The sequence below is a fragment of the Mycolicibacterium boenickei genome, from assembly GCF_010731295.1.
In the GTDB taxonomy this organism is placed as follows: domain Bacteria; phylum Actinomycetota; class Actinomycetes; order Mycobacteriales; family Mycobacteriaceae; genus Mycobacterium; species Mycobacterium boenickei.
This window is the reverse complement of the sequence record NZ_AP022579.1, coordinates 1,868,517-1,892,886: the sequence shown is the minus strand read 5'-3', so window position 1 is coordinate 1,892,886 and position 24,370 is coordinate 1,868,517. Positions and strand designations below refer to the sequence as shown.

Genomic DNA, 24,370 nt, shown 5'->3' with positions numbered 1-24,370 from the left:
CCCGTGAGCATCAATGGGCCCCACCATCCCGTCGCGGGCGACGATCTGGTCGTCATCGCCAAGGACGTCACCAAACGCTTCGGTGACACCCTGGCGCTCGACCACGTCAGCCTCGAGGTGCGACGCAGCGAGATGCTGGTGCTGCTCGGCCTGTCCGGGTCGGGTAAGTCCACCCTGCTGCGCTGCCTCAACGGGTTGCACCCCGTCACCTCCGGCAGTGTCGAGGTCGGCGGCACCCACGTCGATCGGGCCTCGGCCAAACAGCTTCGCGCCCTGCGCCGCAACGTGGGGTTCGTGTTCCAGCACTTCAATCTGGTCGGGCGGCTGAGCTGCCTGGAGAACGTGCTGATCGGCGGGCTCGGGCAGCTGCGGCTCCCCCGCTACGGCGCACTGACCTACCCCAAGGCGATGCGCGCCGAAGCCCTGAGCTATCTGGACCGCGTCGGCCTGGCCGACTACGCCGACCGGCGCGCCGACACCCTCTCCGGTGGCCAACAGCAGCGGGTCGCGATCGCCCGCACCCTGATGCAGAAACCCGGCCTGCTGCTGGCCGATGAGCCGGTCGCCTCACTCGATCCCGAAAACGCCGGTGTGGTCATGGATCTGCTGTTCCGGGTCTGCATCGAGGAGAAGCTGACCGTGGTCTGCACGCTGCACCAGGTGGACCTCGCACTCGGCTGGGCGCACCGCCTCGTCGGCCTGCGCAGCGGCCAGAAGATCCTGGACCGGCCCGCGGTCGGGATGACCCGCGACGACGTCATGGAGATCTACCAACGCGTCGACCCCACATCTCGTTCGGCGGCCCGTCCCTCGTGAGTACCGATCTGACCGAACGTCCGACACCCGCGCCTCCCACGCCCGTACGCAGTCCGCTGCCCGGGCTGCTGCACCTGGTCGCGGTAGGCGCAGTGCTGGCCACCCTCGTCGCGGCCTGGTCCATCGACTTCGCGCCGGGAACCCTGCTGGACGGGCTCGACGAGGTTGCGGCGCTGCTGGAACGGATGATTCCGCCCCGGCTCGATGATCCGGGGCGCATCGGTGGGCTGGCCGTCGAGACGCTGTTGATGGCGGTGCTGGGAACAGTGCTCGCCGCGATCGCCTCAGTGCCGCTCGCGTTTCTGGCCGCCCGCAACACCACTCCGCACCCCGCTGTGCAGGCCGTGGCCCGGGCGATCATCACGTTCTGCCGGGCCATGCCCGACCTGCTGTTCGCGGTCCTGTTCGTCCGCGCCCTCGGAATCGGCGTGCTGCCGGGCATTCTCGCGCTGGCTATCCATTCCATCGGCATGCTCGGCAAGGTGTTCGCCGATGCCATCGAGCAGACCGACCCAGGCCCACGGGAGGCGGTGCGCAGCACTGGTGTCGGGTATTTCCGCGAGATGCTCAACGCCGTCGTCCCCCAAGCCATGCCGTCCTGGATCGCCACCTTCATCTACCGCATCGACATCAACCTGCGCATGTCGGTGGTGCTCGGGTTCGTCGGTGCCGGCGGTATCGGCTTCGCGCTGCAGGATGCCTTGCGGGGCTTGATCTATCCGCGGGCCCTCGGCATCGCCTGCGTCATCCTGGCGATCATCGCCGCGATGGAGCTGCTGTCCATCGTGATCCGGCGGATGCTGCTGGATTCCGCGCAGTCGAACCCGACGCTTGAGCGCGCGGCCAGGTTCTTTTTCGGCGGTGCGCTGGTCGCAACCTGCCTCGCGGCCCTCGTGGTGTTGAAGATCAACCCACTGTCCCTGATCACCTGGGTGGGGCCGGCCATCGAGGTGTTCACCCGGATGATCCCGCCCAATTTCTCGGCGCTGGGCAGCGAATTGTTCACCGCGGCTGGTCAAACCGTCGCGATCGGTGTGGTGTCGACGGCCATCGGTGTGGTGCTGTCGATCCCGGTCGGCATCCTGGCCGCCCGCAACGTCACTCCCCATCCGGTCGTCTACTGGGCAGCGCGCGGGTGGATCCTGTTGGTGCGGGCCGTACCTGAGCTGATCCTGGCAGTGGTGTTCGTCGCGGCGTTGGGGCTCGGCCCCATCGCAGGCACGTGCGCGCTGGCCATCGGCTCGATCGGGTTCTTGGCCAAACTGGTCGCCGATGCGGTCGAGGAGATCGATCCCGGGCCGCTGGAGGCCGTCCACTCGGTGGGCGGCGGCTGGTGGAAGACGTTGTTCTCCGCCGTGCTTCCGCAAGCCATGCCGGCGATGGTCGGATCCAGCCTGTACCTGTTCGACGTGAATGTGCGGACCTCGACCATCCTGGGCATCGTCGGCGCGGGCGGTGTGGGCTACCTGCTGTTCGAGTCGATCCGCACGCTGAACTTCGACGTCGCCGGCGCGATCGTCCTCGTCATCTTCGTCATCGTCTACGCCATCGAAAGGTTGTCCGGATGGATCCGATCCCGCCTCGTGTGACGGCGGCCGCGGTGTGGACCGGTTCCGGCGTCGACGTGCGGACGGTGCCGGTCCCCGACCTCGGCGCCGGCGAGGTCCTGGTCCGGGTACGGCTCGCCACGGTATGCGGCAGCGACCTGCACACCGTCATGGGCCGGCGCTCCGCGGCCTGCCCGTCGATCCTCGGTCACGAGGCCGTCGGAGACGTCGTCGCCGTCGGCCAGAGGGCGGATGTCCAAGTCGGGCAACGGGTTATCTGGTCGGTGACGGTGGCCTGTGGTCAGTGCCCGCGGTGCCGGGCCGGCCTGAGCGCCAAGTGCCTGTCGGTGCGCAAGGTGGGCCACGAGGCGTTCGACGGAGACTGGGCATTGTCGGGTTCCTATGCCGCACACGTGGTGCTGCCGCGCGGCACCACGATCGCCGCTGTCCCCGACACGCTTTCCGACGCGGTCGCCGCGCCGGCCGCGTGTGCGACGGCGACGGTGATGGCCACGTTGGAGGCCGCCGGTGAGCTGACCGGGCAGCGGGTTCTCATCAACGGCGCGGGGATGCTCGGGCTCACCGCCGTCGCGGCCTGCGCGACAGCCGGAGCCGATGTTCAGGTCGTCGACCGTAATGCCGACCGTCTGGAGTTGGCCGCGCGTTTCGGTGGCCGGTGCTCTGATGGCAGCCCCGTGGACGTCGCGATCGACTACACCGGGTCCTCCGCGGCCGTTTCGGAAGCGTTGGGGCGCCTCGACATTGGCGGCACCTTGGTACTGGCCGGCTCGGTCACCCCTGGGCCGCCGTTGACAGTCGATCCGGAAACCGTTGTCCGGCACTGGCTGACCATCACCGGCGTGCACAACTACGAACCCCGGCACCTGCACCAGGCCGTCAAATTTCTTGACGGAACTCGCGAACACTATCCGTGGGACGCGCTCGTTGTCGCGCCGGTGCCGCTCGAAGACATCGAGAAGGCGCTACGCACCCCGCCGGCGGGCAAGCTGCGGACGGCCATCACCCCGTAAACGCCGAAACTACGGGTAGTGGCGTGAAATCGGTGAAATCACGTCATAACCCGTAGTCTCGGCGCGAGAGAAAATCAGCCCTGGAAGACGCGGATCCAGTCGACCAGCATCTCGGCGGGGTAGTTGCCGCCACTCGGATCGCGACCGCCCGAGCCACCGACGGCGATGTTGAACACCGGCACCAGTGTGTAGCCAGGATCGTTGAAGGGCCAGTCCTCCAACGAGTTCGCCGGGACCTCGAAGAACGGCTCCATGCCCGGGGCGTAGTCCTTCCAGAAGTACATGCCCGTCGGGGTCCACGACATCCGCCAGGTGTGCCAGCCGCTGTCGATCGGGTGGGGGTTGGTGGCGAAGGACTCGCCGTCCAGCCGGGCGTGCACCGTCGAGCCCGACGGCCAGTCCCGGTTGCCGTACCACTCCACCAGGTCGACCTCGCCGCCGCGGACCGGATCGTCATTCAGGAGCCAGAACGCGGGCCAGGCGCCGTCGGTCAGGCAGTTGAGCTTGACCCGGGCCTCCCACGTGGTGCCGATGCCGCCGCGCCAGTTGCCGACGACCTTGGCGCTGGCGTACTTCTCCTGGATCGTGGTGCCCGGACCGCGCGTCGCACGGATCACCAGGTTGCCCTTGCCGTCCTGGAAGGCGTGCTCGGTGTCGGTCACGTAGCGGCCCATGTTGAACGGCTTGTCCCATTCGACCGGGTTCTTGATGGTCTCGCGCTCCGGGATCAGGTGCCACCACGCCGGGTCCGGCGGAGAGCCGGCCGGGCCGTTGAACTCATCCTGAAACAGGAAGGTCGGCTGCGCTGCGGCAGCGGCGGGCGGCGTGGGAGCTCCGGGGGCAGGCGCAGGCGGGTTATCGCCAAGGGCCGGGTCGGCATTCGCCGTCCCGGCAGGCAATGCAGCCGCTGCCACCCCCAGACCCATCATGAACATCACACTGCGACGATCCATCTCAGGCACAGCAGAACCTTAACCGAACTCTTACGTACATTTCCGACCCTGCCCAAACTTTCGGCGTACCAGATCCGTTTTCGCAGCTAGGGACACACGGCTGGGGCATCATCGCGCACCGGTGCGTCGGCGGGCAGCGTGTACGTCACCACGACGTCGGCGTCGACCGCGCCCTCATTCGTCACCCGGTGCGCCACCCCGGCCGGAACGATCACCGCCTGGCCCGCGACGTACTCCACCGGCGCACAGTCGGCCGCCGTCTGCACCACCACGGCACCCTCGTTGATCACCGACTGCTCCCATCCGGGGTGGCTGTGCCAGCCGCTGCCGGCGCCCGGTTTGAGCAGCAGACCCTGTACGTGCAGTGTGGTGGGCTGGCCCGCGGTCACCACCCAGATCGGTGCGGTGGTGGTGCCTTTACCAAGATCGGTGCGCACCACATCACCCTCGGCGGGGGTGGCGGCGGCCGGTGCGGCCGGCACGCACATGGCGGTGACGGCTCCGACGACGACGGCGTAGATGCGCTTCACAGTGCCTCCCGATTGTTGATCGAAAGGTACAGCCGAGTCGATGGCTCGGCAGCACATTCCCCGAGCCGGGGCCGGTCAGTCGTCTGCCGAGGCAGCGGCAGACTTCTTGCTGACGGACTTGTCGGCGGTCTTCGCCTTGGCGGGCTTCGACTGGGTGGTCTTCGCCTCGGTGGCCTTCGACTCGGTGGCCTTCGACTCGTCCGCCTCGGACGTGCCACCCCGGACCACCTTCTTGACCGCGGCCCGAACGTCATCGGCGGCCTTGTCCACCTGTGCACGGACACCCTTGGCCGCGTTGCGAACCTGCGTGCGGACGTCTTTCACCGCGGATCTCGCCGGGTTGCGAAGCGGCGTCGATTGCCGTTCCTCCGCCTGCACCGGCGCCTTCTCGTCCGGCTGCGCGAGCTTCTGCGCCGGCGGTTCCGAGGCGTCCGTAATAGCAAGCGGGGCAGTGATTTCCGGTGCCGGATCGTCCGCGTCGGGCGCACCGGGCAGGAACTCGTCGCGGAACCCACGCACCAGCGCACGAGCGACATCCCCGGGAACCCGCAGGTACTCGGCCGGCGAGTCCAACGGGAACTCCGAGAGCAAGGGGGTCGGGTCACCCGCGGTGTCGTACGTGCGGTGGTACGTCCCGTCCGGCTCGCGCACCACGTCGGAATAGCCGATGTCGACGAGGATCTGGAGCGCGGGCTGGATTGCGTCAGCCAGCGGGGTGTCGAGATTCCAGCCCGTCACGGCGTTGATCACCCGCACCGGCAGGCGCATGGGCTCCAGCAGTGCCAGGTCGTTGGGCACCGCGGTCAGGTAATAGCTCCCGCCGGTCGGCGTGACGTCGATCAGGGTCCCTGCGAGTATTGCGCCGACGTTCAGGAGGACGTCGTTCGGAGCATCACCCTTGATCTCGACTCCGCCGAGCACATTCGTCAGGAAGATCGACGCGGCAATGGAATTCGCCCATGAGACCGGATTGAGCGTGACGGGCGCATCCGACAGCACGTCATAGGCCCAGGTGACGTCCACTGTCGCGGTGTTCAGGTCGATGCCCGTGGCCGGGTCCGGCACGCGCCCGCCCGGCGGGGTCACTGTGTCGACCCCGAACAGATCCGCAACCGGGGCGAACCGGGCGAACAGACCACCGTTGGGCCGACTGGGGTTGCGGATCAAGACCAGAACCAGGTTGGTGGTGTTGGTGCGTTGTCGCCCCAACACGACGGGACCAGGCTCCAGCGCGTCGTAGCCTTCCCAGGTATCACCCTGCGCGCTCGACCGCAGCGCCTGATAGGCCCGCGTCGCCTGGTACGAGCCGAGGCCGAAGCCGACCACTACGCCGGCCCTGCTGTTGATGAGCGGCGGTGCGACAAAACTGATGTCGTTGACCGCGTTGTTGATGGCCACCGAGTTCGACGGGATGTTGACGATGTCCACGCCGAGCGGGTCGAGGATCGCCTGCACCTCATCGGGTAGCAGGTCGTTGATGTCGACACCCACCGCGTCGAGTGCACCGAACAACGGTCCGGTGGTGAACACCCCGTAGGCAGCCTCGGCGACAGGCGCCACCGGCGGCACCGCGGTACCTACGGTCAATGCCGTGGCCACGACCGCGGCCGCACCCACCATCGCGAACTTCTGAACTGGCTTGGCCCCACCCATTCCCACCATGGCCGGTGACGTTACGCCGCCGTCAACTCACTGTATTGACAATGCGCACAACACTTTTCAATCCGAGCGGACTAGGTCCCAGCGCTGCTGAACGAGCGAATCGGCACCAGAGCGGATCTTTCGCCACAACCATCGGCAAGTACCGTTCAGCGCAGCGTCAGCAACGAACCCTACGGATAGGGCTGGTACGGATACTGCGGCTGCTGCTGGTACGGATACTGCGGCTGCTGGGGCTGCTGCGTCTCACCCCGGTTCGGCACCTGGATCGGAATCGGCACCGGGACGAACGGCACGGTGACGTACGTCGTCGTCATCGGATTCGTCGTCGTGGTGGTCGTGGTCGGCACCGTCGTGGTGGTGGTGGTCGGTGGCGTAGTCGTTGTGGTGGTGGTCGTTGTCGTCGTGGTTGTTGTGGTCGTGACGGGAGGGGGCGTGGTCGTCTGCGTGACGACGCGCGTCTCCGTCACCGGCGGCGGCGGCGGAGCCTGGGTCACGGTGACCGGCGGCGGGGCTTGCGTCACCGGCTCGGGCGCGGGCGGCGGCTCGACCGGGGCCGGCGGCGGGGCCTCGACCGGACTGGGCGCCACTTCCTGCGGGGGCAACGGCTTGGGCTCGGGCGGCTTGACCTCGGAACTCGGCGCCGTGCCCGTCGCACTGGTCAGGGCATAGGTGACCCCACCGATGGCGACGACGACCAACGCCGCGGCCACCACGAAGACCGTCAACGGCAACCGCTGCCAGCCTCCGCCCGGCTGTTCGATCGGACCGGTCGGCGGGACGTACTGGACGGCCGGCCGAGCGGCGGTCTCGCTGCCGTAGGAGTCCACCAGGTCAGGACCCGTGTAGGGCACCACGTCGTCGTCGGCGTCGTCCTCGGACCAGGCCAGCGCGCGGAAGGTCGAGGAGCCCTCAGAACCCCCTGCGCCGGAAGGTATTTCGACTGGCGGCACCACCGCCGCCGCACCCAGGGTGGGCGCCACACCGGTTTGCGCGTCGGCGTCGGCGAGGTAGGCGGCGGACAGTGCCGCACCGATCGCGGCGTCCAGCGCGGGCTGAGGCGTCGTCACCACCACGGCCTGAGAGTGTTCCGAAAGCCGTTGAGTGACCAGAGGAATGCTGGCACCGCCACCGATCGTCACCACCGCCGAGACGGCCTGCCAACTGATCCCGTTGCGCTCCAACGCTTTTTCCAGCGCCTCCAATGCGCCGGCCAGTGGAGCTTGCATCAACGACTCGAGTTCGGTGCGTGTCACCCGCACGGTGGCCGAATAGCCGGGCAGTTCGACCACCAGATCGGTCGCGGTGTCCGCCGACAGCCGCTCCTTGGCCTGACGGCATTCCTCACGCAACCGGGTCAGCGATCCGACCGCCGCAGTGCCTGCCGGATCGATTCCGCCGGCCTGGGTCACGCCGTCGAGGACATGCGTCAGCAGAGCCTGGTCGATCTGGTCGCCGGAGAAATCGGGATAACGGGTGGTCTCGTCGATCGGCTCGAAGCCCGCTGCGGCATCGGCCAGCGTGATGCTGGTCCCGCCACCGCCGAAGTCCAGCAGGGCGACCACACCGTTGGGCGGCAAGCCCGGATTGGCGCGCAGGGCGGCCAGGGAGGCGACGGCATCGGGAACCAGTCGCGGCGGACGTCCGTCGCGGGAGAAGCTCGGATTGGTGCGCAGCGCATTGCGCAGAGCGCGCAGCGTGGGCGCTCCCCAGTGCGCGGGAACAGCGATGGCCAACTGATCGGAGGATCCGCCGGCGAGTTCCACCATCGCGTCGAGCGCCTCGACCAGCAGCGTGTCAGCGGGATAGGAGGCGCCGTCAGGCGCAACGAGCGGCACCGGATCGCCGACCCGCTCGACGAAGCCGCTCAACGTGACGCCGGAACCGGATTCGGGCATGCCGACTTGCGGCGTCCGGTCGGTCGACAAGGTCAACACCGAACGCCGGCTGACAGGTTGATTGCCGACGCGCGCCGCAACCAAGTTGGTGGTCCCGATCGACAACCCCAACGGGCCGCTCATAACGCACGCCACGATAGCCGCCGCGGGGCGCCGGAGCAGTCTGACACTCCGTGAGACCGCCGCCAAGCGCGTTCCGCCAGTATGGCTTTGATTGCGCCAGCAACGCTAATGCCACGCACAGGAACAAGGGTGGTTACCTCAGATGATCGTTAATTAGACGACCCGGCAACCATCTCAGGCCGCCGCGTCGGACTGGGTGTACCGATTCCCAATCCCTGCAGCGAGCGTGCAGCTTCTGGAGCCCGCCACCGCCTCTTCGCCGCAAAAACCTACACATTCGCCACAGTGCCCGGGAGTGGTCCTCGCGCCCGAAGAGGTCGTGACCCAAAGCCGTTTTGCATCAATACTTCTACGGCGGCCGGAGGCACACCGCAGGTACACGTTTGGCTTTCCTGCCTGCGGGTACAGCCACCTCCATGACATCCCTCTGGCTCGCCGACCGCCCGGAGCACCGGATCGTGCCCACCCTCGCCGAGGAATCCGAGCGGACCGCCGACGTCGTCGTGGTGGGCGCTGGGATCACCGGACTGGTCACCGCCGTCCTGCTGGCGCGCGCCGGGCGGGACGTCCTGGTCCTGGAGGCCCGCACCGCGGGCGCCGGCGCCACCGGAAACACCACCGCGAAGATCAGCCTGCTGCAAGGCACCCGGATGACCGACATCGTGGCCAAGCATTCACCGGAGGTGGCTCGGCAGTACATCCAAGGCAACCGTGAAGGGCAGCAGTGGCTGATCGACTACTGCGCCCAGCGCGGGATCGGCCTGCAGCGCGAGGATGCCTACACCTACGCGCAGTCACCTCGCGGCGTCGCGAAGGCCAAGGCCGAGTTGAAGGCCTGCCAGACCGCGGGCCTGGATGTCGAATGGGTCGACGACGCCGACGTCCCCTTCCCCTTCCACGGCGGAGTCCGGTTGGCCGATCAAGCCCAATTCGACCCCATGCCATTCCTGGACCAGCTGACCGCCGAACTCCACGAACGCGAGGGGCGCCTGGTCGAAGGCGCCAGAGTGCAACGCGTCAGCCACGACGGCGGCGCTCGCCTGAGACTGGGGGTGCAGACCAGTGCCGGCACCGAACTCGACGTTCTGGCCAACCGGTGCGTCCTGGCCACCGGTGTACCGATCCTGGACCGGGGCGGGTTCTTCGCCCGACTGAGTCCCCACCGGTCCTACTGCATGGCGTTCCAGGTACCCGGCGATATCACCCGCGGCATGTTCATCTCGACCGATTCCCCCTCGCGCTCAACACGTTCGGCTCCGACCGCTGACGGCGAACGGCTCATCGTCGGTGGGGCCGGGCATCCGGTGGGCCGCAGCAGCGACCCCGCCTCAGCCGTCGACGAACTCGAGGCCTGGGCCACGATGCACTGGCCCGGCGCCGTCCGGACCCACTTCTGGTCCGCGCAGGACTACGCCCCCATCGACGGGCTCCCCTACGTCGGCCCGATTCTTCCCAGGCGCGAAGAGATCCTGGTGGCAACGGGTTTCGACAAATGGGGGATGACCAACGGGGTGGCTGCCGCGCTGGCCTTGGCCGGCCGCATCTTGGGCGGTCGGATGGACTGGGCCGAAGCCTTCGCGAGCTGGAGTCCGCACGAACTGTCCGGGCTCACCACCGCGGTGCAGGCCAACTTGACGGTCGGATTGAATCTGGCCAAGGGCTGGATCGCCCCGCTTACCCGCATCGGTACCGCCGCCGCAGAAGACTGTGGCGTGGTCACCGGGCCGCCGTGGCATCTGGAGGCACACAGCGTGGTCGACGGAGTCGAACGCACCGTGTCGCCGGTGTGCCCTCACCTGGGCGGCATCGTGAATTGGAACGACGCGGACAAGTCCTGGGACTGCCCGCTGCACGGCTCGCGATTTGCTCCCGACGGCACCCTGATCGAGGGCCCGGCAACCCGAGACCTCACCCGTTCCGGATAGCGTCGGGATAGCGCCACGCCCGCTCCGGCCGGTGTGCTCCAATGTCGGGCATGGGTGACATCGACGACATCAAGCAAGTCAAGTACCGGTACCTGCGAGCGCTGGACACCAAGCACTGGGACGAGTTCGCCGACACCCTGACCGAGGACATCAAAGGCGACTACGGGCAGTCCATGGGCAAGACGCTGCACTTCACCGACCGCGACTCACTCGTCGAGTACATGAAGAGCTCGCTGGGCCCCGAGGTCATCACCGAGCACCGCGTCGCCCACCCCGAGATCGAGGTGAACGGCGACGAGGCCACCGCCACCTGGTATCTGCAGGACCGCGTGATCGTTGCCGCCATGAACTTCATGCTGTTCGGCTCGGCGTTCTATCACGACACCTATCGCCGCACCGCCGACGGTTGGAAGATCAGCAGCACCGGCTACGACCGCACCTACGACGCCACGCTGTCGCTGGAGGGGCTCAACTTCAAACTCGAACCCGGTGCCGCCCTGAATCTCTGAGCTACTGCGCGACGGCGATCACGGCGCCCGGCCGTAGCCACTGCATGATCTTCACCAACGTGGCGTCGTCGATCGCGACGCAGCCCGCCGTCGGACCGCCATCGGTGGTGTGCACGAAGAACGCGCCACCGTTGCCGGGCACCCGCGCCTTGTTCACCCCCATCACGATCGCGTGTTTGTAGGCCGTGATGTGGAGGTTCTCGGTGCCGCTGGCCGGGTCGGTGTTGAACGGGCACTGCGCCTTCTTGCACACCTGCATGGTGTTGTAGGTCGGGCTCTTCATGTCGCCGTCCCACCAATGGTCGGGCGTGACCTGGACGTACTGCAGCCCACCGCCGGGATTGGGCGCGGTGCCGAAGGCGAAGTCCAGGCTGAAAACGCCCATGGGCGTTTTCATTTCACCGTCGTGGGTCTGCGGGGCCATTCCGTTGGAGCCGATGTTGGCCGGAATCCCGGCACCGATCGGTTGCCAGCCGGCGGGCCCACGCTGCCAGACATCCATCTTGGCTTTCGAACCACCCACGCCGACAACCGAAATCACCTGGGTGGCGTTGCCCACGGACTGCGCGAACCACGGTGGGTCGACGGCGCCGGCCGCCGGTGCGCATGCCAGTGCCAGCACCCCGGCACACAGCAGGGCGAGCAGTCGGCGCATCCGTCCATCCTCGTCGCCGCCCCTCTCGGCCGGATAAAGCTTGGAGCACGATCCGGTCGCGACGGCTACGTTGGCGCCATGGACGTGCGCGCGATCGGCAAGGGCTTGGGCACTCTGGACCGCGAGGTCTTCGAGGCGGTCGCCGAGTCACCCAGCCCGCTCTTGGACAGCCTGATGCCCCGGCTGACCAGGGCCGCAGACCACTCCAAGCTGTGGTTCGCCATCGCGGCGGGCCTGGGCGTAGTCGGCAGCGCGTCGGTACGCCGGGGCGCCGCCCGCGGCGTGGTCAGCCTCGCGGTGACCAGCTTGCTGACCAATCAGGTGGCGAAGCGGATCTGGCGGCGGCCCCGGCCGGATCACCGCCTGATTCCGGTGGCCCGGCGAATCCGGCGGATGCCGACATCACCTTCGCTGCCGTCGGGACACTCCGCCAGCGCCGCGGCCTTCGCCGTGGGTGTCGGCCTCGAGTCCGCGCCGGCCGGCCTGCCGCTGGCCCTGCTCGCCGGACTGGTGGGGTTGTCCCGGGTCGCCACCGGTGCCCACTACCCCGGCGACGTGTTCGCCGGATTCGGCATCGGCGCGGCCATCGCGGTCCTCGGCGCCCGCGTCGTCCCCACCATCCCGGCGGCGACCCTGCCGAAATCCGATCCGCTGCGCTACCGCACCGAGCCCCGGCCGGACGGCACCGGCGTCGCCCTCGTCATCAACCCCGCGTCCGGCGATGGCACCGGCGCGCGCATCATCGACGAGGTCCGAAAGTCCTTGCCCCACGCCGAGATCATCGAGCTCGGCGGTGACGACGACATCGAGGCGGTGTTGCGGGAGACCGCCGCACGAACCGATGTGCTCGCCGTGGGCGGCGGCGACGGCACGGTGGCGTGTGCGGCCGGGATCGCCGTCGAGACCGGTGTTCCGCTGGCGGTGTTCCCCGGCGGGACCTTCAACCACTTCGCCAAGGACATCGGCTGCGACACGGTGGCCCGGACCGTCAAGGCGATCGCCGAGGGTTCTGCGGCCTACGTGGACCTGGTGTGCCTCAACGAGGAACACATGGTGATCAACACCGCGAGCATCGGGGCCTACCCGAAGTACGTGCGAACGCGGGAGAAGCTCGAGCATCGGATGGGCAAGCGGTTGGCCGGGATCTACGCGCTGTACCTCACGCTGCGCCGGGAGGCCCCGGTCCGGATCCGCTACGACGACAAGACCCTTGAGACCGAGTTGTTCTTCCTGGGCAACTCGACCTATTTCCCGTCCGGATTCGCCCCGTCTCAGCGCCCGCGCCTCGATGACGGGCTGATCGACGTGCGGATCCTGGAGACCGGGCGGCGGTTCAGCCGGCTACGCATCGCGACGGCCGTGGCGCTGGGCCGGCTCGAACGCAGCCCGCTCTATCACGAGCTTCAGGTTCCGGAGTTCCGGTTCGTCGCGGTCGACGGGCCCACCACCCTGGCCCATGACGGCGAGGTCGGCGAGGCACTCAGCGAGGCCAGTTTCAGCGTGCGCTACCGGGCGCTGCCGGTGTTCCGTCCGCTGCCGTGACCGCCGGATACGGCGGGTACAGCAGGTAGATCGCCGCGAACCAGGCGAAGCCCAGGGCCCAGCCGGCCACCACGTCGGAGGGGTGATGGACGTTGAGGACGACGCGTCCCACCCCGATCGCCACGATGACGAGCACACCCGCGGCCACCCACCATCCTCGGAGCTGGGGGCGAATCCCGGGCCACGCCACGGCCAACAGCGCCAGCACCGACACCATCACGCCCAGCGCGTGCCCCGACGGGAACGACGTCGAGAGAGCGTGGACCAGCGCGGTGTCCGGACGCGGACGGTCCACCAGGAACTTGGCCAGCTCGGTCGTCACCGCGCTGAGCTCGACGGTCAGCACCAAGAACAGCGCGATCCGCCGCTGCCGACGCATCAGCGCCACGACGATCATCACCAGAGCCAGCAACCGGAACGCGAACGGCCCGAGCACCGTGCAGAACACGTCCCACGCCGTCACCCAGGCCGGGTGCGCCGCGCCGTACCGGTACGGACCCGCCAACCCGGCGGCGTCGATGTCGCCCAACCACGTCCACTGCATCACGTATCCGATCCACAGCGCCGCGTACACCGCGACGGCCACCACCGCGCTCACGATCAGCCGTCGGTCCCGGGTTTTCATCAGATCATCTCTACCAGCTCCAACCGATTTGCCATGTTTGCGCGCTACCGTCGAAGACATGGCACTGATCCTGCGAAAGCTGATGCACATCGGCGCTCTGCCGGAGGGTCTACGGGCCGAAGCCGAGGCTGAAGGCATCCTCTTTCTCGCCGAGTACGTCCCGGTGACCAGGCGTTTCACCGGGGCGATCCCTGGCAAACGGTCGGCGGGCAGTGTCGCGAGCTACGCGGGCGCGCTGGTCCTGACCAACTACCGCGCGCTGGCCACGATGTCCACTCTGCCCAAGCTTGCCGGGCGCAGCCTCGACCAGCCGTGGTCGGCGCCGCAGATCGGTGCGGTGCATGCCGAACTCGACCCGACCGGGCTCACGCTGACCGCCGACGTGGCCCAGATCGACCGGCGCTGCCGTGGCCAGCTGTCGCTGCACTACAAGACCGAGATACCGGACGAGGTCCTGGCGCAGCTGCCACGCCGGTCACTGGCCTTCGACGTCGGGCCCGAGTACGTGTTCCGCGCGGTCGGGGTGCCGTACCACCCGTAAATCCGCAAATCGGTATTTACTGGGACCCAAAGTCTCGGTAAATTGTCGCCATGGCTTCGAGCTCCCCTGACGCCGCATCGCCGGATGCGGATTACCAGGATCTGTTGCAGACGCTGTCCGAAGGTTCCGTGCGCCGCCGCTTCGACCCGTACCTGGACATCGCGTGGGACTCCCCCGATTTGGCGATCGACCTCGACGATCCCCGCTGGGTGCTGTCACCGAACGTCGATCCGCTGGGTGCCACCGCCTGGTACCAGGCCCAGCCCCTGGCCCGCCAGATCGAGATCGGCCGCTGGCGGACGCTCAACTCGGTCAAGGTCGGCGCGGCCTTCGAGAGCATCCTCATCCGCGGGTTGATGGCGTTCATCATGAAGCTGCCCAACAACTCACCCGAGTTCCGCTACGCGTTGCACGAGATGACCGAAGAGTGCAACCACATCCAGATGTTCCAGGAGCTGGTCAACCGCAGCGGCGTTGACGTGCCGGGCATGCGGCCGCTGTTCCGTCGGTTGTCGCCCTACATCGGCCTGGTCGGCCAGTACTCCCCGACGGCGTTCATGGCGGGCATCCTCGCCGGCGAAGAGCCGATCGATCACTTCCAGAAGGGCCTGATCCGCGAGGGCGCCAACATTCCGCCCGCGGTGCTGCGGACCATGCAGATCCACATCGCCGAAGAGGCCCGCCACATCTCCTGGGCGCACGAATTCCTCAAAACCCATATGCCGGAACGCTCCTGGCGGATGAAGGCATTCGCGTGCGTCGCCTTTCCGTTGACGCTGCGCTGGCTGGCGCACGAGATCGTGGCTCCGCCGAAGTCGTTCGGCGAGGAGTTCGGGATTCCGCGTGCGGTGATCAAGGACGCATTCTGGCGCAGCCCGCACTCCCGCAAGATCCTGTCCGGCTACTTCGGTGAAATGCGCGCCCTCAGCGAGGAACTCGGTCTGATGAACCGGGTCGGCCGGTGGGTCTGGAAGCGCTGCGGCATCGACGGCGAGGCCGCGCGCTACCGTGGCGTGCCGGACCGTGAAGCGGTTGCCCTCGCCTGATGCCCCACGTCATCACGCAGTCCTGCTGCAGCGACGCATCGTGCGTCTACGCCTGCCCGGTCAACTGCATCCACCCCACACCGGACGAGCCCGACTTCCACACCGCCCAGATGCTCTACGTCGACCCTGTCGAATGCGTCGACTGCGGGGCGTGCGTGACGGCCTGCCCGGTGGACGCGATCAAACCGCACACCAAGCTGACCGCCGACGAAGACGTGTTCGCCACCCTGAATGCCGATTTCTACGCCATGCCCCGGCCGCGGCCGATCCTGGCGCCGGTGGTTCCGCCGTTGGCGGTGCGCACCGGCGACCTGAGGGTGGCGATCGTAGGGTCCGGCCCGGCCGCGATGTACGCCGCCGAAGAGATCCTGACCGTCCCCGGTGCCCGGGTGCGGATATACGAACGGCTCACCCAGCCATACGGTTTGGCGCGATTCGGCGTGGCCCCCGATCATCAGCGAACACGGGGAGTGTCGCGCCAGTTCGACCACATCGCCGCCGACCCACGCCTCGAGATGCGGTTGGGCGTCGAGGTGGGTAGCGACGTCACCCACGACGATCTGTTGCGTGAGCACCACGCCGTCATCTACGCGGTGGGCGCTTCCACGGACCGTCGCCTCGACATCGACGGCATCGATCTGCCCGGCGTCACCTCGGCCACCGAGTTCGTCGCCTGGTACAACGGTCACCCCGAGCACGCCGGCCGGTCCTTCGACTTATCGAGCCCTCGCGCGGTCATTGTCGGCAATGGCAACGTGGCGCTCGACGTGGCGCGCATCCTCACCATGAACCCGGATCGGCTGGCCTCCACGTCGATCGCCCCCAATGCACTGGAGGCGTTGCGCGACAGCGCCATCGAAGAGGTCGTCGTGGTCGGCCGGCGTGGGATCGAACAGTCGGCGTTCACGATTCCCGAACTGGTCGGGCTGTGCTCGACACCGGGGGTAGACGTTGTCGTCCGCGACGAGGACCTGCGGACCCTGCCGGACTCCGACCCGCGCGCGGCGATCCTGCGCGCGGCGCCACGCGGTCAGGGCAATCGCCGGATCGTGCTCGAGTATCTGTTGTCGCCGACCGCGATACTCGGCGAATCCGCCACTACCGGAGTGGAATTCGTCCACAACGAGCTGATCGCCGCGCCCGACGGTTCGACTCGGGTGAAGGCGACCGGGCTCCAGCGCGTCATCGAGGCCGGTCTGGTGCTGACGTCCATCGGGTACCGCGGCCGCCCGGTGCCGGGGCTGCCGTTCGACGACGACACCGCGACGGTGCCTCATGAGGGCGGCCGGGTGCCGGGGGTGCGGGGCGCGTTCGTCACCGGGTGGATCAAGCGCGGGCCGACCGGTTTCATCGGCACCAACAAGTCGTGCGCCCAGGAGACGGTGCGCAGCGTGGTCGACGATTTCAATGCCGGGCTGCTGGCCTAACCGTCCTCGCGGTTCATCAGCCCGGCGATCACCGACGTCAGCTCGTCGTCGCGGTTGATGTCGAGCCCGCTCGCGCGTGCCGCGCCGTCAAGGACATACCAGCCGAAGTCGGCCAGGTGCGTCACGATCTCTTCCCGTGACCGCTCCGGCGCCGCGCCGCGGATCCACGCCGACAACGTGGCCTCCACCATCGTCACCACCGCGAACGGGACGGTCTTGAACGCGCTGTCATCCACCCCGATGGTCTGCGCGATCGTGGCGATGATCCCCTCGGACTGCCTGGTCATGCGCAGCTTGAGCTCGCTGACCGCGTCCAGCGAGCCGTCGCTGTCATACGTGGGGCCGCGCCGGACGAACTCGTCGAGCCGCGGATGGTCGAGCATCCAGTCGGCCACCGCCGCCACGGTGCGGGTCAGGATGTCGCGCAAGGATCCGTTAGAGACGTCGAGGTTGGTGTCCAGCACCGCCGCGAAATCGTCGAACACGAAGGACCGGACGCGGCGCTCAAGCTCGTCTTTGCCGCTGAACTGGCGGTACACCACCGACTTCGCCAGTCCAGCGCGGTCAGCGATTCGCGCCATGGAGATCTCGGCGCCCGGAGGATTCTCCTCGATCAACGCGACCGCCGCCTGCAGAATCTGGGCCCGCCGCTCGGTGTTGTGCTGCTCCCAGCGGGCCTCATAGCCGCTGACCGCAGCGGGTTCGGTGGCGGTCGGCATGACCCCACCCTACCGATGACCCCGCGGCGATTAAGTAGCTCTCGGTGAGCCAAACGGTTGCGGACGGCAAGCTCAGACGGTTCGGTCGTAGTGTGGATGGAAAGGATGTGACGTGACCGAGCCGCAACAGCAGAACCTGCTGGTCGTGCACTGGCATGATCTCGGGCGCTACCTCGGCGTATACGGCCACCCCGATGTGGCCAGCCCACACCTCGACCAGCTCGCCGCCGAGGGGATCCTGTTCACCCGCGCACACGCCACCGCGCCGCTGTGCTCACCGTCGCGGGGTTCGCTGTTCACCGGAAGGTACCCGCAGAGCAACGGTCTGGTGGGCCTGGCCCACCACGGCTGGGAGTACCGCGCCGGAGTGCGTACCCTGCCGCATATCCTCGCTGAATCAGGCTGGCACACAGCGCTGTTCGGTATGCAGCACGAGACGTCGTACCCGGCGAACCTCGGCTATCACGAATTCGACGTGTCGAATTCGTTCTGCGAGTACGTCGTCGAACAGGCCACCGCGTGGCTGGCCGACGCTCCGCAACAGCCGTTCCTGCTGACCACCGGGTTCTTCGAGACTCATCGCCCCTACCCGCGGGACCGCTACGAGCCGGCCGAATCGGGATCCGTCGCGGTGCCCGCCTACCTGCCCGACAGCTCTGAGGTGCGCGACGACCTCGCCGAGTTCTACGGGTCGATTGCGGTTGCCGATGCGAAGGTGGGCGAACTGCTGGACGCCCTCACCGCGGCCGGGCTCGACGAGAACACCTGGGTGGTCTTCATGACCGATCACGGGCCCGCACTGCCCCGGGCCAAGTCGACGCTGTACGACGCCGGCACCGGCATCGCATTGATCGTGCGCCCGCCGCGGGGTTCTTCGATTGCTCCTCGCCGCTACGACGAGTTGTTCAGCGGCGTCGATCTGTTGCCCACCCTGCTGGAGTTACTCGGGGTCGTGATCCCCGCCGAGGTCGAGGGGTTGTCACACGCCAGCAACCTCACGGCCACCTCAACTGAGACCGATGAGATCCGGTCCGAGGTGTACACCACAAAGACCTATCACGATTCTTTCGACCCCATTCGTGCGATCCGCACAAAGGAATACAGCTATATCGAGAATTACGCGGCACGACCATTGTTGGATCTGCCGTGGGATATTGCCGACAGCCCGCCCGCACGAGCTCTCGGCGACACGGTCCTGAGCCCTCGACCGGACCGTGAACTGTACGACCTCGTCGCCGATCCGGCCGAACGCAACAACCTGCTGGGACCCGATGCCACGGACAAGGCCGAGGCGATCGCCGAGAACCTCGCGCTCCTACTGAACGACTGGCGCCAGAAGACCCTCGACGTCATCCCCTCCGAGTTCGCCGGGACCCGCATTTCCGAGCGCTATACCCAGACTTATCTGAGTATTCACGGCCGTCCCGCCACCAGCCGATCCGCCATCGCCGCAGACCGTGGCATCACCGATACCCGCCAATAGTTTTCATCTCGGTGAATTAAAACTCTTGACGCTTCTTTGAATAGGCGCCGCAAATCAATGATGGTTAGAGTCTCGCCCATGCCAGATCATCCGACTGCCTACCTGGTGCTCGCTTCCCAGCGCAGCGGCAGCACCTTGCTGGTGGAGTCCCTGCGCTCCACCGGGATGGCCGGTGAGCCCCAGGAGTTCTTCCAGTACCTGCCGACCACCAGCATGTCGCCGCAGCCCCGCGAATGGTTCGCCGGTGTCGAGGACGAGTCGATCCTGCGCCTGCTCGATCCGCTGGTCGAGGGGAAGCCGGATCTGGCCCCGTCCGAGATCTGGCGCGATTACATCCGCACCGTCGGCCGCACCCCCAACGGGGTGTGGGGCGGCAAGCTGATGTGGAACCAGACCCCGTTGCTGCTGGAACGCGCAGAGGGCCTACCCGAGCGTTCCGGGCCCGGACTGCTCGCCGCGATCCGCGATGTCATCGGCAGCGACCCGGTGCTGATCCATGTCTACCGTCCCGATGTTGTCTCACAGGCGGTTTCGTTCTGGCGGGCGGTGCAGACCAGGGTCTGGCGCGGCCGGGCCGACCCGGTACGCGATGCCCGCGCCGAGTATCACGCCGGCGCCATCGCCCACGTGGTCAGACTGCTGCAGGCCCAGGAGGAGGGCTGGCGCTCCTGGTTCGCCGAGGAGAACATCTCGCCCATCGAGGTGTCGTATCCCTACCTGTGGCGCAACCTCACGACCGTGGTGGCCACGGTGCTGGAAGCGCTCGGCCTGGACCCGCGACTGGCCCCGCAGCCGGTGCTGGAACGCCAGGCCGATCAGCGGTCCGACGAATGGGTGGACCGCTACCGCCGTGACGCCGAGAAGGAGGGCCTGCCGGTATGAGTCTCGATCTCTTGCACGTCGACGAGCTGCGGCTGCTGGAAGCCGAAGCCGTGCACATCATCCGGGAGGTGGTGGCCGAGCTGCAGCGGCCGGTGCTGCTGTTCTCCGCCGGCAAGGACTCCATCGTCCTGTTGAGGTTGGCCGAGAAGGCTTTCCAGCCTTCGCCACTGCCGTTCCCGGTGCTCCACGTGGACACCGGCCACAATTTCCCGGAGGTCATCGAGTTCCGCGACCGCCGCACCACCGGGCATGGGCACAAGCTTCTCGTCGGGTCGGTGCAGGAGACCATCGACAGCGGCCGCGTAGCCGATCCGGGGCCCGGAGCGTCGCGCAACCGGCAGCAGACCCGCACGCTGCTCGACGCGTTGGAGGCCGGCGGGTTCGACGCGGCGTTCGGCGGCGCCCGCCGTGACGAGGAACGCGCCCGGGCCAAGGAGCGCATCCTGAGCTTCCGCGACGAATTCGGCCAGTGGGATCCGCGCGCCCAGCGCCCCGAACCGTGGTCGCTGTACAACGGCCGCATCCGCAAGGGTGAACAGGTGCGGGTGTTCCCGCTGTCGAACTGGACCGAGCTGGACATCTGGCGCTACATCGAGCTGGAAAACCTTGAGCTGCCGTCGATCTACTTCGCCCACGAACGCGAGGTCTTCGAACGCGACGGCATCCTGCTCGCGGTCTCGGAGTACACCGCACCCGCCGGTTCCGAGACGGCGGCCGTGGAGTGGGTGCGCTACCGCACCGTCGGCGACCTCACCATCACCGGGGCGGTGCGGTCACAGGCCACCACGATCGACCGCGTGATCAGCGAGATCTCGGCGGCCACCGTGTCAGAACGCGGAGAGACCCGCGCTGACGACCGCACGTCCGTGGCGGCCATGGAAGACCGCAAGCGAGAGGGGTACTTCTGATGAGCGCTCGCGCGAAGAACCGAGGATCCTGATGTCTACTCGTCAATTGCTCCGCATCACCACCGCTGGTTCGGTCGATGACGGCAAGAGCACACTGATCGGCCGGCTGCTGCACGACACGGACAGCCTGCCGTTGGATCATCTTGAGGCCGTGACCGATTCGGAGGGCGTGGCGGACCTGGCAGCGTTGTCCGACGGGCTGCGCGCCGAGCGCGAGCAGGGCATCACGATCGACGTCGCCTACCGGTTCTTCTCCACCGCCACCCGCAGCTACATCCTGGCCGACACTCCGGGGCACGAGCGTTACACCCGCAACATGTTCACCGGCGCCTCCAACGCCCACGTGGCGATCCTGCTGGTCGACGCCCGGGCCGGTGTGCTGCGCCAGACCCGTCGGCACGCCCGGATCGCGAAACTGTTGGGCATCAAGCACTTCGTGGCCACGGTCAACAAGATCGATCTGGTCGACTTCGACAAGGACCGGTTCGCCGAAGTCGAGCGCGAGCTCCGGCAGGTCGCCGATCGGCTCGGCGGCCTCGATCTCACCGTCATCCCGATCGCGGCCAAGCTGGGCGACAACGTCGTGCACCGCTCCGACAACACCCCCTGGTACGACGGGCCCACGCTGCTCGAGTACCTCGAGGGCATCGAGCTGACGGCGCCGCATGCCGATCCGGCGAACCTGCGGCTGGCCGTCCAATGGGTGTCCCGGCCGACTGCAGAGCAGCGCCGCCGCTACACCGGCCGGCTGTCCGCGGGCACGCTTCAAGTCGGCGACCCCGTGGTCAGCCTGCCGGCCGGCACCCGTTCGGTGGTGACGGCCCTGGACACCTTGGACGAGGGCCGATCGGTAGGCGTTGCACCGCTGTCGGTTTCGATCGAGCTGGCCGATGATATCGACGTCGGCCGTGGCGACGTGTTCGTCAGTGCCTCCGAGGACGCGGTCGTGCCGGTACTGGCCCGGGAGATCGACGCGACGGTGTGCTGGTTCTTCGACAACCCGCTGCGCGCGGGCGACCGGCTGGCCCTCAAGCAGGGCACCCGTACGGTGCGGGCCACGGTCCAGGAGTTGCACACCAAGCTCGACCCGGAGACCCTCGACGAGGTCGAGTCCCCGGTTGAGCTGGCGCTCAACGACATCGGCTCCGTCACGCTGCGCACCAGCTCGGTGCTGGTGGCCGACAACTACGCCGACAACCGTGACAACGGTGCGTTCATCCTGATCGACGAGGTGTCCAATGACACCGTCGGCGCCGGCATCATCCTGCAGGCCCGTGAACTCAAGCCGAGCGGGCACAACCGGTCGGACATCAAATGGCATCCGTCGTCACTGGACCGCGAATACCGCTGGAACAGCACGGGACAGCGCGGCGCGACCATCTGGTTCACCGGCCTGCCCGCCTCGGGTAAGTCCACGCTGGCGGTGGCCGTCGAGCGGGCTCTGGTCGAATCGGGTCAGGTGGCCTACCTGCTCGACGGCGACAACCTGCGCCACGGCCTGTCCGACGATCTCGGCTTCTCGGCCGGTGACCGCACCGAGAACATCCGCCGCGTCGGGCATCTGACCCGGCTGCTGGCCGACGCGGGTGTGGTGGCGCTCGCATCCTTGGTGTCGCCGCTGAAGTCCGACCGGGAGACCGCGCGGGCCCTCAACGACGCCGCCAAGCTGCCGTTCATCGAGGTGCACGTCGCGACACCTGTCGAAGAATGTGCACGCCGCGATCCCAAGGGGCTCTACGCGCGGGCGCGTGCCGGTGAACTCAAGGGTCTCACCGGCGTCGATGCGCCCTACGAAGCGCCCGAGAATCCCGATCTGGTGCTCGACACCACCGGCGCCGTGATCGACGACCTGGTCCAACAGGTCATCGATCTGCTGAACACCCGTCGCTAACCAGTGATTTGTGCACCTCTGGTAACGGTGAGCGTTACCGGAGGTGCACAAATCGCCTCGATCACGCGGTCGGCGTGGGTGACGTACAGCCCGTGGGCCGCGCCGGGGATCTCGACGAGCGTGCCCTGCGGCAGCAGCGCCACGGTGCGACGCCCGGTGAGCTCGATGGGCGTCGACACATCGGCATCGCCCTGGATCACCAGAACCGGTAGGTCGAACTCGGCCAGCTCGGCACGGTAGTCGGCGTGGGCACCCATCAGCTGAGTGGCGACCAGAGTCGCGACAGGCAGTTCGGCGACCTGGTCCACGGTCCAATCGACGACTTCCGGCGGCACCTCGTGGTCTCCGAAGAAGGGCGCGGCGTTGTCGACACACCATTGCCGCACATCGCGTTCCAGCTCGGCGGTCATCCCGGCGATCATCTCCGCGGGAACGCCGTCCGGGTTGTCCGCTGCGGCGACCACCATCGGAAGCTGTGGCGCCACCAGCACCGCACGCTGCACCCGCCCGGTCCCGTGCCGGCTGAGGTACCGGACGATCTCACCGCACCCTAGCGAATGCCCCACCAGCGTCACGTCGTCGAGGTCCAGGTGATCGAGCAGTGCGGCCAAGTCATCGGCCAGCAGATCGACGGTCCACTCGCCGGCGTAGCTGCCGGAGTGGCCGTGCCCGCGCCGGTCATAGCTCACACAGCGAAAGTCCTTGTCCACCAGGCCCTCAATCACCTGCTGCCACTGGCCGGAATTGAGTCCCCACGAGTGGGTGAACACCACGACCGGTCCTGACCCGGTGTCGGTGTAGTGGATGTCGGTGCGGTCTGCGGTCGTGAAGGTCGGCATGCGCCAATCCTCGAACGTGCGGGTACGCATGTCGATTACGTCATGGGTAATGACCACCGCACTTGAGCGACCACGAACACGCGACGGAACGGAAAGAAGGTTGTGCCGTCGGGGCGGCGCGGATAGGCCTCGGCCAGCATCGGGATGATGGCCTGACGGTATTGCTCCCACAGCTCTGCGCTCAGCCGGCCTTTCACCTGAGTCAGCGCCGTCCCGGTGATCCAGTCCAGAACCGGTGTATCGCCGGTCAATTGGTGCACATAGGTGGTCTCCCAGGCATCCACCGCACAGCCTGCATCGGTCAGGAGCCCGGCGTATTCCACAGGCGTGTCCACCTGGCCCACATCGCGCCAGGGCATGTCCCGCAGCGGCTCGACGAACGGCTCCCGCCGCGCGAGCGCGCGCACCGCATGATGCGACGGCGCATCGAAATTGCCGGGCACCTGGAAGGCGATCCAGGCCCCGGCCGGCAGCTGACCCGCCCAGCGCACCACGAGCTCACGATGCGAGGGCACCCACTGCAGCGCCGCGTTGGAGATGACCACGTCGGTGTCGGGTCGTGGGGTCCAGTCCTCGATGGCCCCGGCGTGCGCCTCGAGGCCGCGGGCCTGTGCGGCGGCCACCATCTCCGGTGAGCTGTCCCAGGCTTCCAACGTGGCGCCGGGCCAGCGCTGGGCCAGCGTCTCGGTCAGGTTGCCGGGCCCGCACCCGAGGTCGACGACGCGGCGCGGCGCGGCGGCCGCCACGCGCGAGAGCAGGTCATAGAACGGACGCCCGCGGTGATCGGCGAAGGCCAGGTAGGTATCGGGATTCCACATGGG

Annotated in this window: 22 protein-coding genes; 13 read left to right on the top strand and 9 right to left on the bottom strand. The window is 67.7% G+C overall.

Annotated elements, in window-relative coordinates; genetic code table 11:
* The first annotated feature begins 3 nt into the window (after positions 1-3).
* The 3 genes from phnC to G6N57_RS08805 are packed head-to-tail and all read left to right on the top strand — an operon-like array spanning position 4 to position 3,394.
* Positions 4-816, top strand: coding sequence for a phosphonate ABC transporter ATP-binding protein (gene phnC, locus G6N57_RS08815; RefSeq protein WP_077740114.1), 813 nt, complete (start codon positions 4-6; stop codon positions 814-816).
* Positions 813-2,405: a phosphonate ABC transporter, permease protein PhnE gene (gene phnE, locus G6N57_RS08810; RefSeq protein ID WP_077740113.1), complete on the top strand. Its 1,593-nt coding sequence runs from the start codon at positions 813-815 to the stop codon at positions 2,403-2,405. Before phnC ends, phnE begins: the two co-directional genes overlap by 4 nt.
* Positions 2,381-3,394 carry a zinc-binding dehydrogenase gene (locus G6N57_RS08805; protein WP_077740112.1) on the top strand — a complete coding sequence of 338 codons (1,014 nt, stop codon included), beginning with the start codon at positions 2,381-2,383 and terminating at the stop codon, positions 3,392-3,394. Before phnE ends, G6N57_RS08805 begins: the two co-directional genes overlap by 25 nt.
* Before the next feature lie 74 nt (positions 3,395-3,468).
* Here the strand turns inward: G6N57_RS08805 and G6N57_RS08800 are convergent, their stop codons facing one another.
* From G6N57_RS08800 to G6N57_RS08785, 4 genes are all read right to left on the bottom strand, one after another.
* Positions 3,469-4,347 carry a glycoside hydrolase family 16 protein gene (locus tag G6N57_RS08800; protein WP_077740111.1) on the bottom strand — a complete coding sequence of 293 codons (879 nt, stop codon included), beginning with the start codon at positions 4,345-4,347 and terminating at the stop codon, positions 3,469-3,471.
* 86 nt (positions 4,348-4,433) lie between these two features.
* Positions 4,434-4,877 (bottom strand): cupin domain-containing protein, encoded by a 444-nt coding sequence (locus tag G6N57_RS08795; protein WP_077740110.1) that lies wholly within the window; start codon positions 4,875-4,877, stop codon positions 4,434-4,436.
* A 75-nt stretch (positions 4,878-4,952) separates the two neighbouring features.
* Positions 4,953-6,539: a PE-PPE domain-containing protein gene (locus tag G6N57_RS08790; protein ID WP_077740109.1), complete on the bottom strand. Its 1,587-nt coding sequence runs from the start codon at positions 6,537-6,539 to the stop codon at positions 4,953-4,955.
* 170 nt (positions 6,540-6,709) lie between these two features.
* Entirely contained in the window at positions 6,710-8,557 is a 1,848-nt protein-coding gene (locus G6N57_RS08785; protein ID WP_097925838.1) for an Hsp70 family protein, read from the bottom strand.
* Positions 8,558-8,973: 416 nt separating this feature from the next.
* On the opposite strand from G6N57_RS08785, the gene G6N57_RS08780 reads away from it, so the two are divergent.
* Both G6N57_RS08780 and G6N57_RS08775 read left to right on the top strand, forming a co-directional pair.
* Positions 8,974-10,482 (top strand): FAD-dependent oxidoreductase, encoded by a 1,509-nt coding sequence (locus tag G6N57_RS08780; RefSeq protein WP_077740108.1) that lies wholly within the window; start codon positions 8,974-8,976, stop codon positions 10,480-10,482.
* 50 nt (positions 10,483-10,532) lie between these two features.
* On the top strand, positions 10,533-10,991 hold the full coding sequence (locus tag G6N57_RS08775; protein WP_234793391.1) for a nuclear transport factor 2 family protein: 459 nt from the start codon (positions 10,533-10,535) through the stop codon (positions 10,989-10,991).
* A 1-nt stretch (position 10,992) separates the two neighbouring features.
* On the opposite strand, the gene G6N57_RS08770 is transcribed toward G6N57_RS08775, so the two are convergent.
* The gene (locus tag G6N57_RS08770) at positions 10,993-11,646 is read right to left on the bottom strand and encodes a L,D-transpeptidase family protein (protein ID WP_077740107.1); all 654 of its coding nucleotides are present in this window, start codon (positions 11,644-11,646) and stop codon (positions 10,993-10,995) included.
* Positions 11,647-11,724: 78 nt separating this feature from the next.
* On the opposite strand from G6N57_RS08770, the gene G6N57_RS08765 reads away from it, so the two are divergent.
* Complete coding sequence (locus G6N57_RS08765) at positions 11,725-13,188, top strand: bifunctional phosphatase PAP2/diacylglycerol kinase family protein (protein ID WP_077740106.1); 1,464 nt, start codon at positions 11,725-11,727, stop codon at positions 13,186-13,188.
* On the opposite strand, the gene G6N57_RS08760 is transcribed toward G6N57_RS08765, so the two are convergent.
* Complete coding sequence (locus tag G6N57_RS08760) at positions 13,142-13,813, bottom strand: phosphatase PAP2 family protein (protein ID WP_077740105.1); 672 nt, start codon at positions 13,811-13,813, stop codon at positions 13,142-13,144. The two genes, G6N57_RS08765 and G6N57_RS08760, sit on opposite strands and share 47 nt — an antisense overlap.
* A 58-nt stretch (positions 13,814-13,871) precedes the next feature.
* Here G6N57_RS08760 and G6N57_RS08755 point away from each other — a divergent pair, with 58 nt between their 5' ends.
* From G6N57_RS08755 to G6N57_RS08745, 3 genes are read left to right on the top strand one after another with little or no spacing between them, the layout of a single operon-like run.
* A complete protein-coding gene (locus G6N57_RS08755; protein ID WP_077740104.1) occupies positions 13,872-14,354 on the top strand; it encodes a hypothetical protein in 483 nt (160 codons plus the stop codon).
* Positions 14,355-14,404: 50 nt separating this feature from the next.
* Positions 14,405-15,400 carry an AurF N-oxygenase family protein gene (locus tag G6N57_RS08750; protein WP_077740103.1) on the top strand — a complete coding sequence of 332 codons (996 nt, stop codon included), beginning with the start codon at positions 14,405-14,407 and terminating at the stop codon, positions 15,398-15,400.
* Positions 15,400-16,827: an FAD-dependent oxidoreductase gene (locus tag G6N57_RS08745; protein ID WP_077740102.1), complete on the top strand. Its 1,428-nt coding sequence runs from the start codon at positions 15,400-15,402 to the stop codon at positions 16,825-16,827. The genes G6N57_RS08750 and G6N57_RS08745 overlap by 1 nt, the downstream gene beginning before the upstream one ends.
* On the opposite strand, the gene G6N57_RS08740 is transcribed toward G6N57_RS08745, so the two are convergent.
* Positions 16,824-17,546, bottom strand: coding sequence for a TetR/AcrR family transcriptional regulator (locus tag G6N57_RS08740; RefSeq protein WP_077740101.1), 723 nt, complete (start codon positions 17,544-17,546; stop codon positions 16,824-16,826). The two genes, G6N57_RS08745 and G6N57_RS08740, sit on opposite strands and share 4 nt — an antisense overlap.
* Before the next feature lie 112 nt (positions 17,547-17,658).
* Here G6N57_RS08740 and G6N57_RS08735 point away from each other — a divergent pair, with 112 nt between their 5' ends.
* The 4 genes from G6N57_RS08735 to cysC all read left to right on the top strand — a co-directional run bounded on the left by G6N57_RS08735 (position 17,659) and on the right by cysC (position 22,710).
* On the top strand, positions 17,659-19,029 hold the full coding sequence (locus G6N57_RS08735; RefSeq protein WP_077740100.1) for a sulfatase family protein: 1,371 nt from the start codon (positions 17,659-17,661) through the stop codon (positions 19,027-19,029).
* Positions 19,030-19,107: 78 nt separating this feature from the next.
* Positions 19,108-19,911 (top strand): trehalose 2-sulfotransferase, encoded by an 804-nt coding sequence (gene stf0 / locus G6N57_RS08730; RefSeq protein WP_077740099.1) that lies wholly within the window; start codon positions 19,108-19,110, stop codon positions 19,909-19,911.
* Positions 19,908-20,819, top strand: coding sequence for a sulfate adenylyltransferase subunit CysD (gene cysD / locus G6N57_RS08725; protein WP_077740098.1), 912 nt, complete (start codon positions 19,908-19,910; stop codon positions 20,817-20,819). Before stf0 ends, cysD begins: the two co-directional genes overlap by 4 nt.
* Positions 20,820-20,850: 31 nt before the next feature.
* Entirely contained in the window at positions 20,851-22,710 is a 1,860-nt protein-coding gene (cysC, locus tag G6N57_RS08720) for a sulfate adenylyltransferase subunit CysN (RefSeq protein WP_077740097.1), read from the top strand.
* On the opposite strand, the gene G6N57_RS08715 is transcribed toward cysC, so the two are convergent.
* Positions 22,707-23,549, bottom strand: coding sequence for an alpha/beta fold hydrolase (locus G6N57_RS08715; protein ID WP_162563936.1), 843 nt, complete (start codon positions 23,547-23,549; stop codon positions 22,707-22,709). The two genes, cysC and G6N57_RS08715, sit on opposite strands and share 4 nt — an antisense overlap.
* 35 nt (positions 23,550-23,584) lie before the next feature.
* Positions 23,585-24,367: a trans-aconitate 2-methyltransferase gene (locus G6N57_RS08710; protein WP_097925837.1), complete on the bottom strand. Its 783-nt coding sequence runs from the start codon at positions 24,365-24,367 to the stop codon at positions 23,585-23,587.
* Between the last annotated feature and the right edge of the window lie 3 nt (positions 24,368-24,370).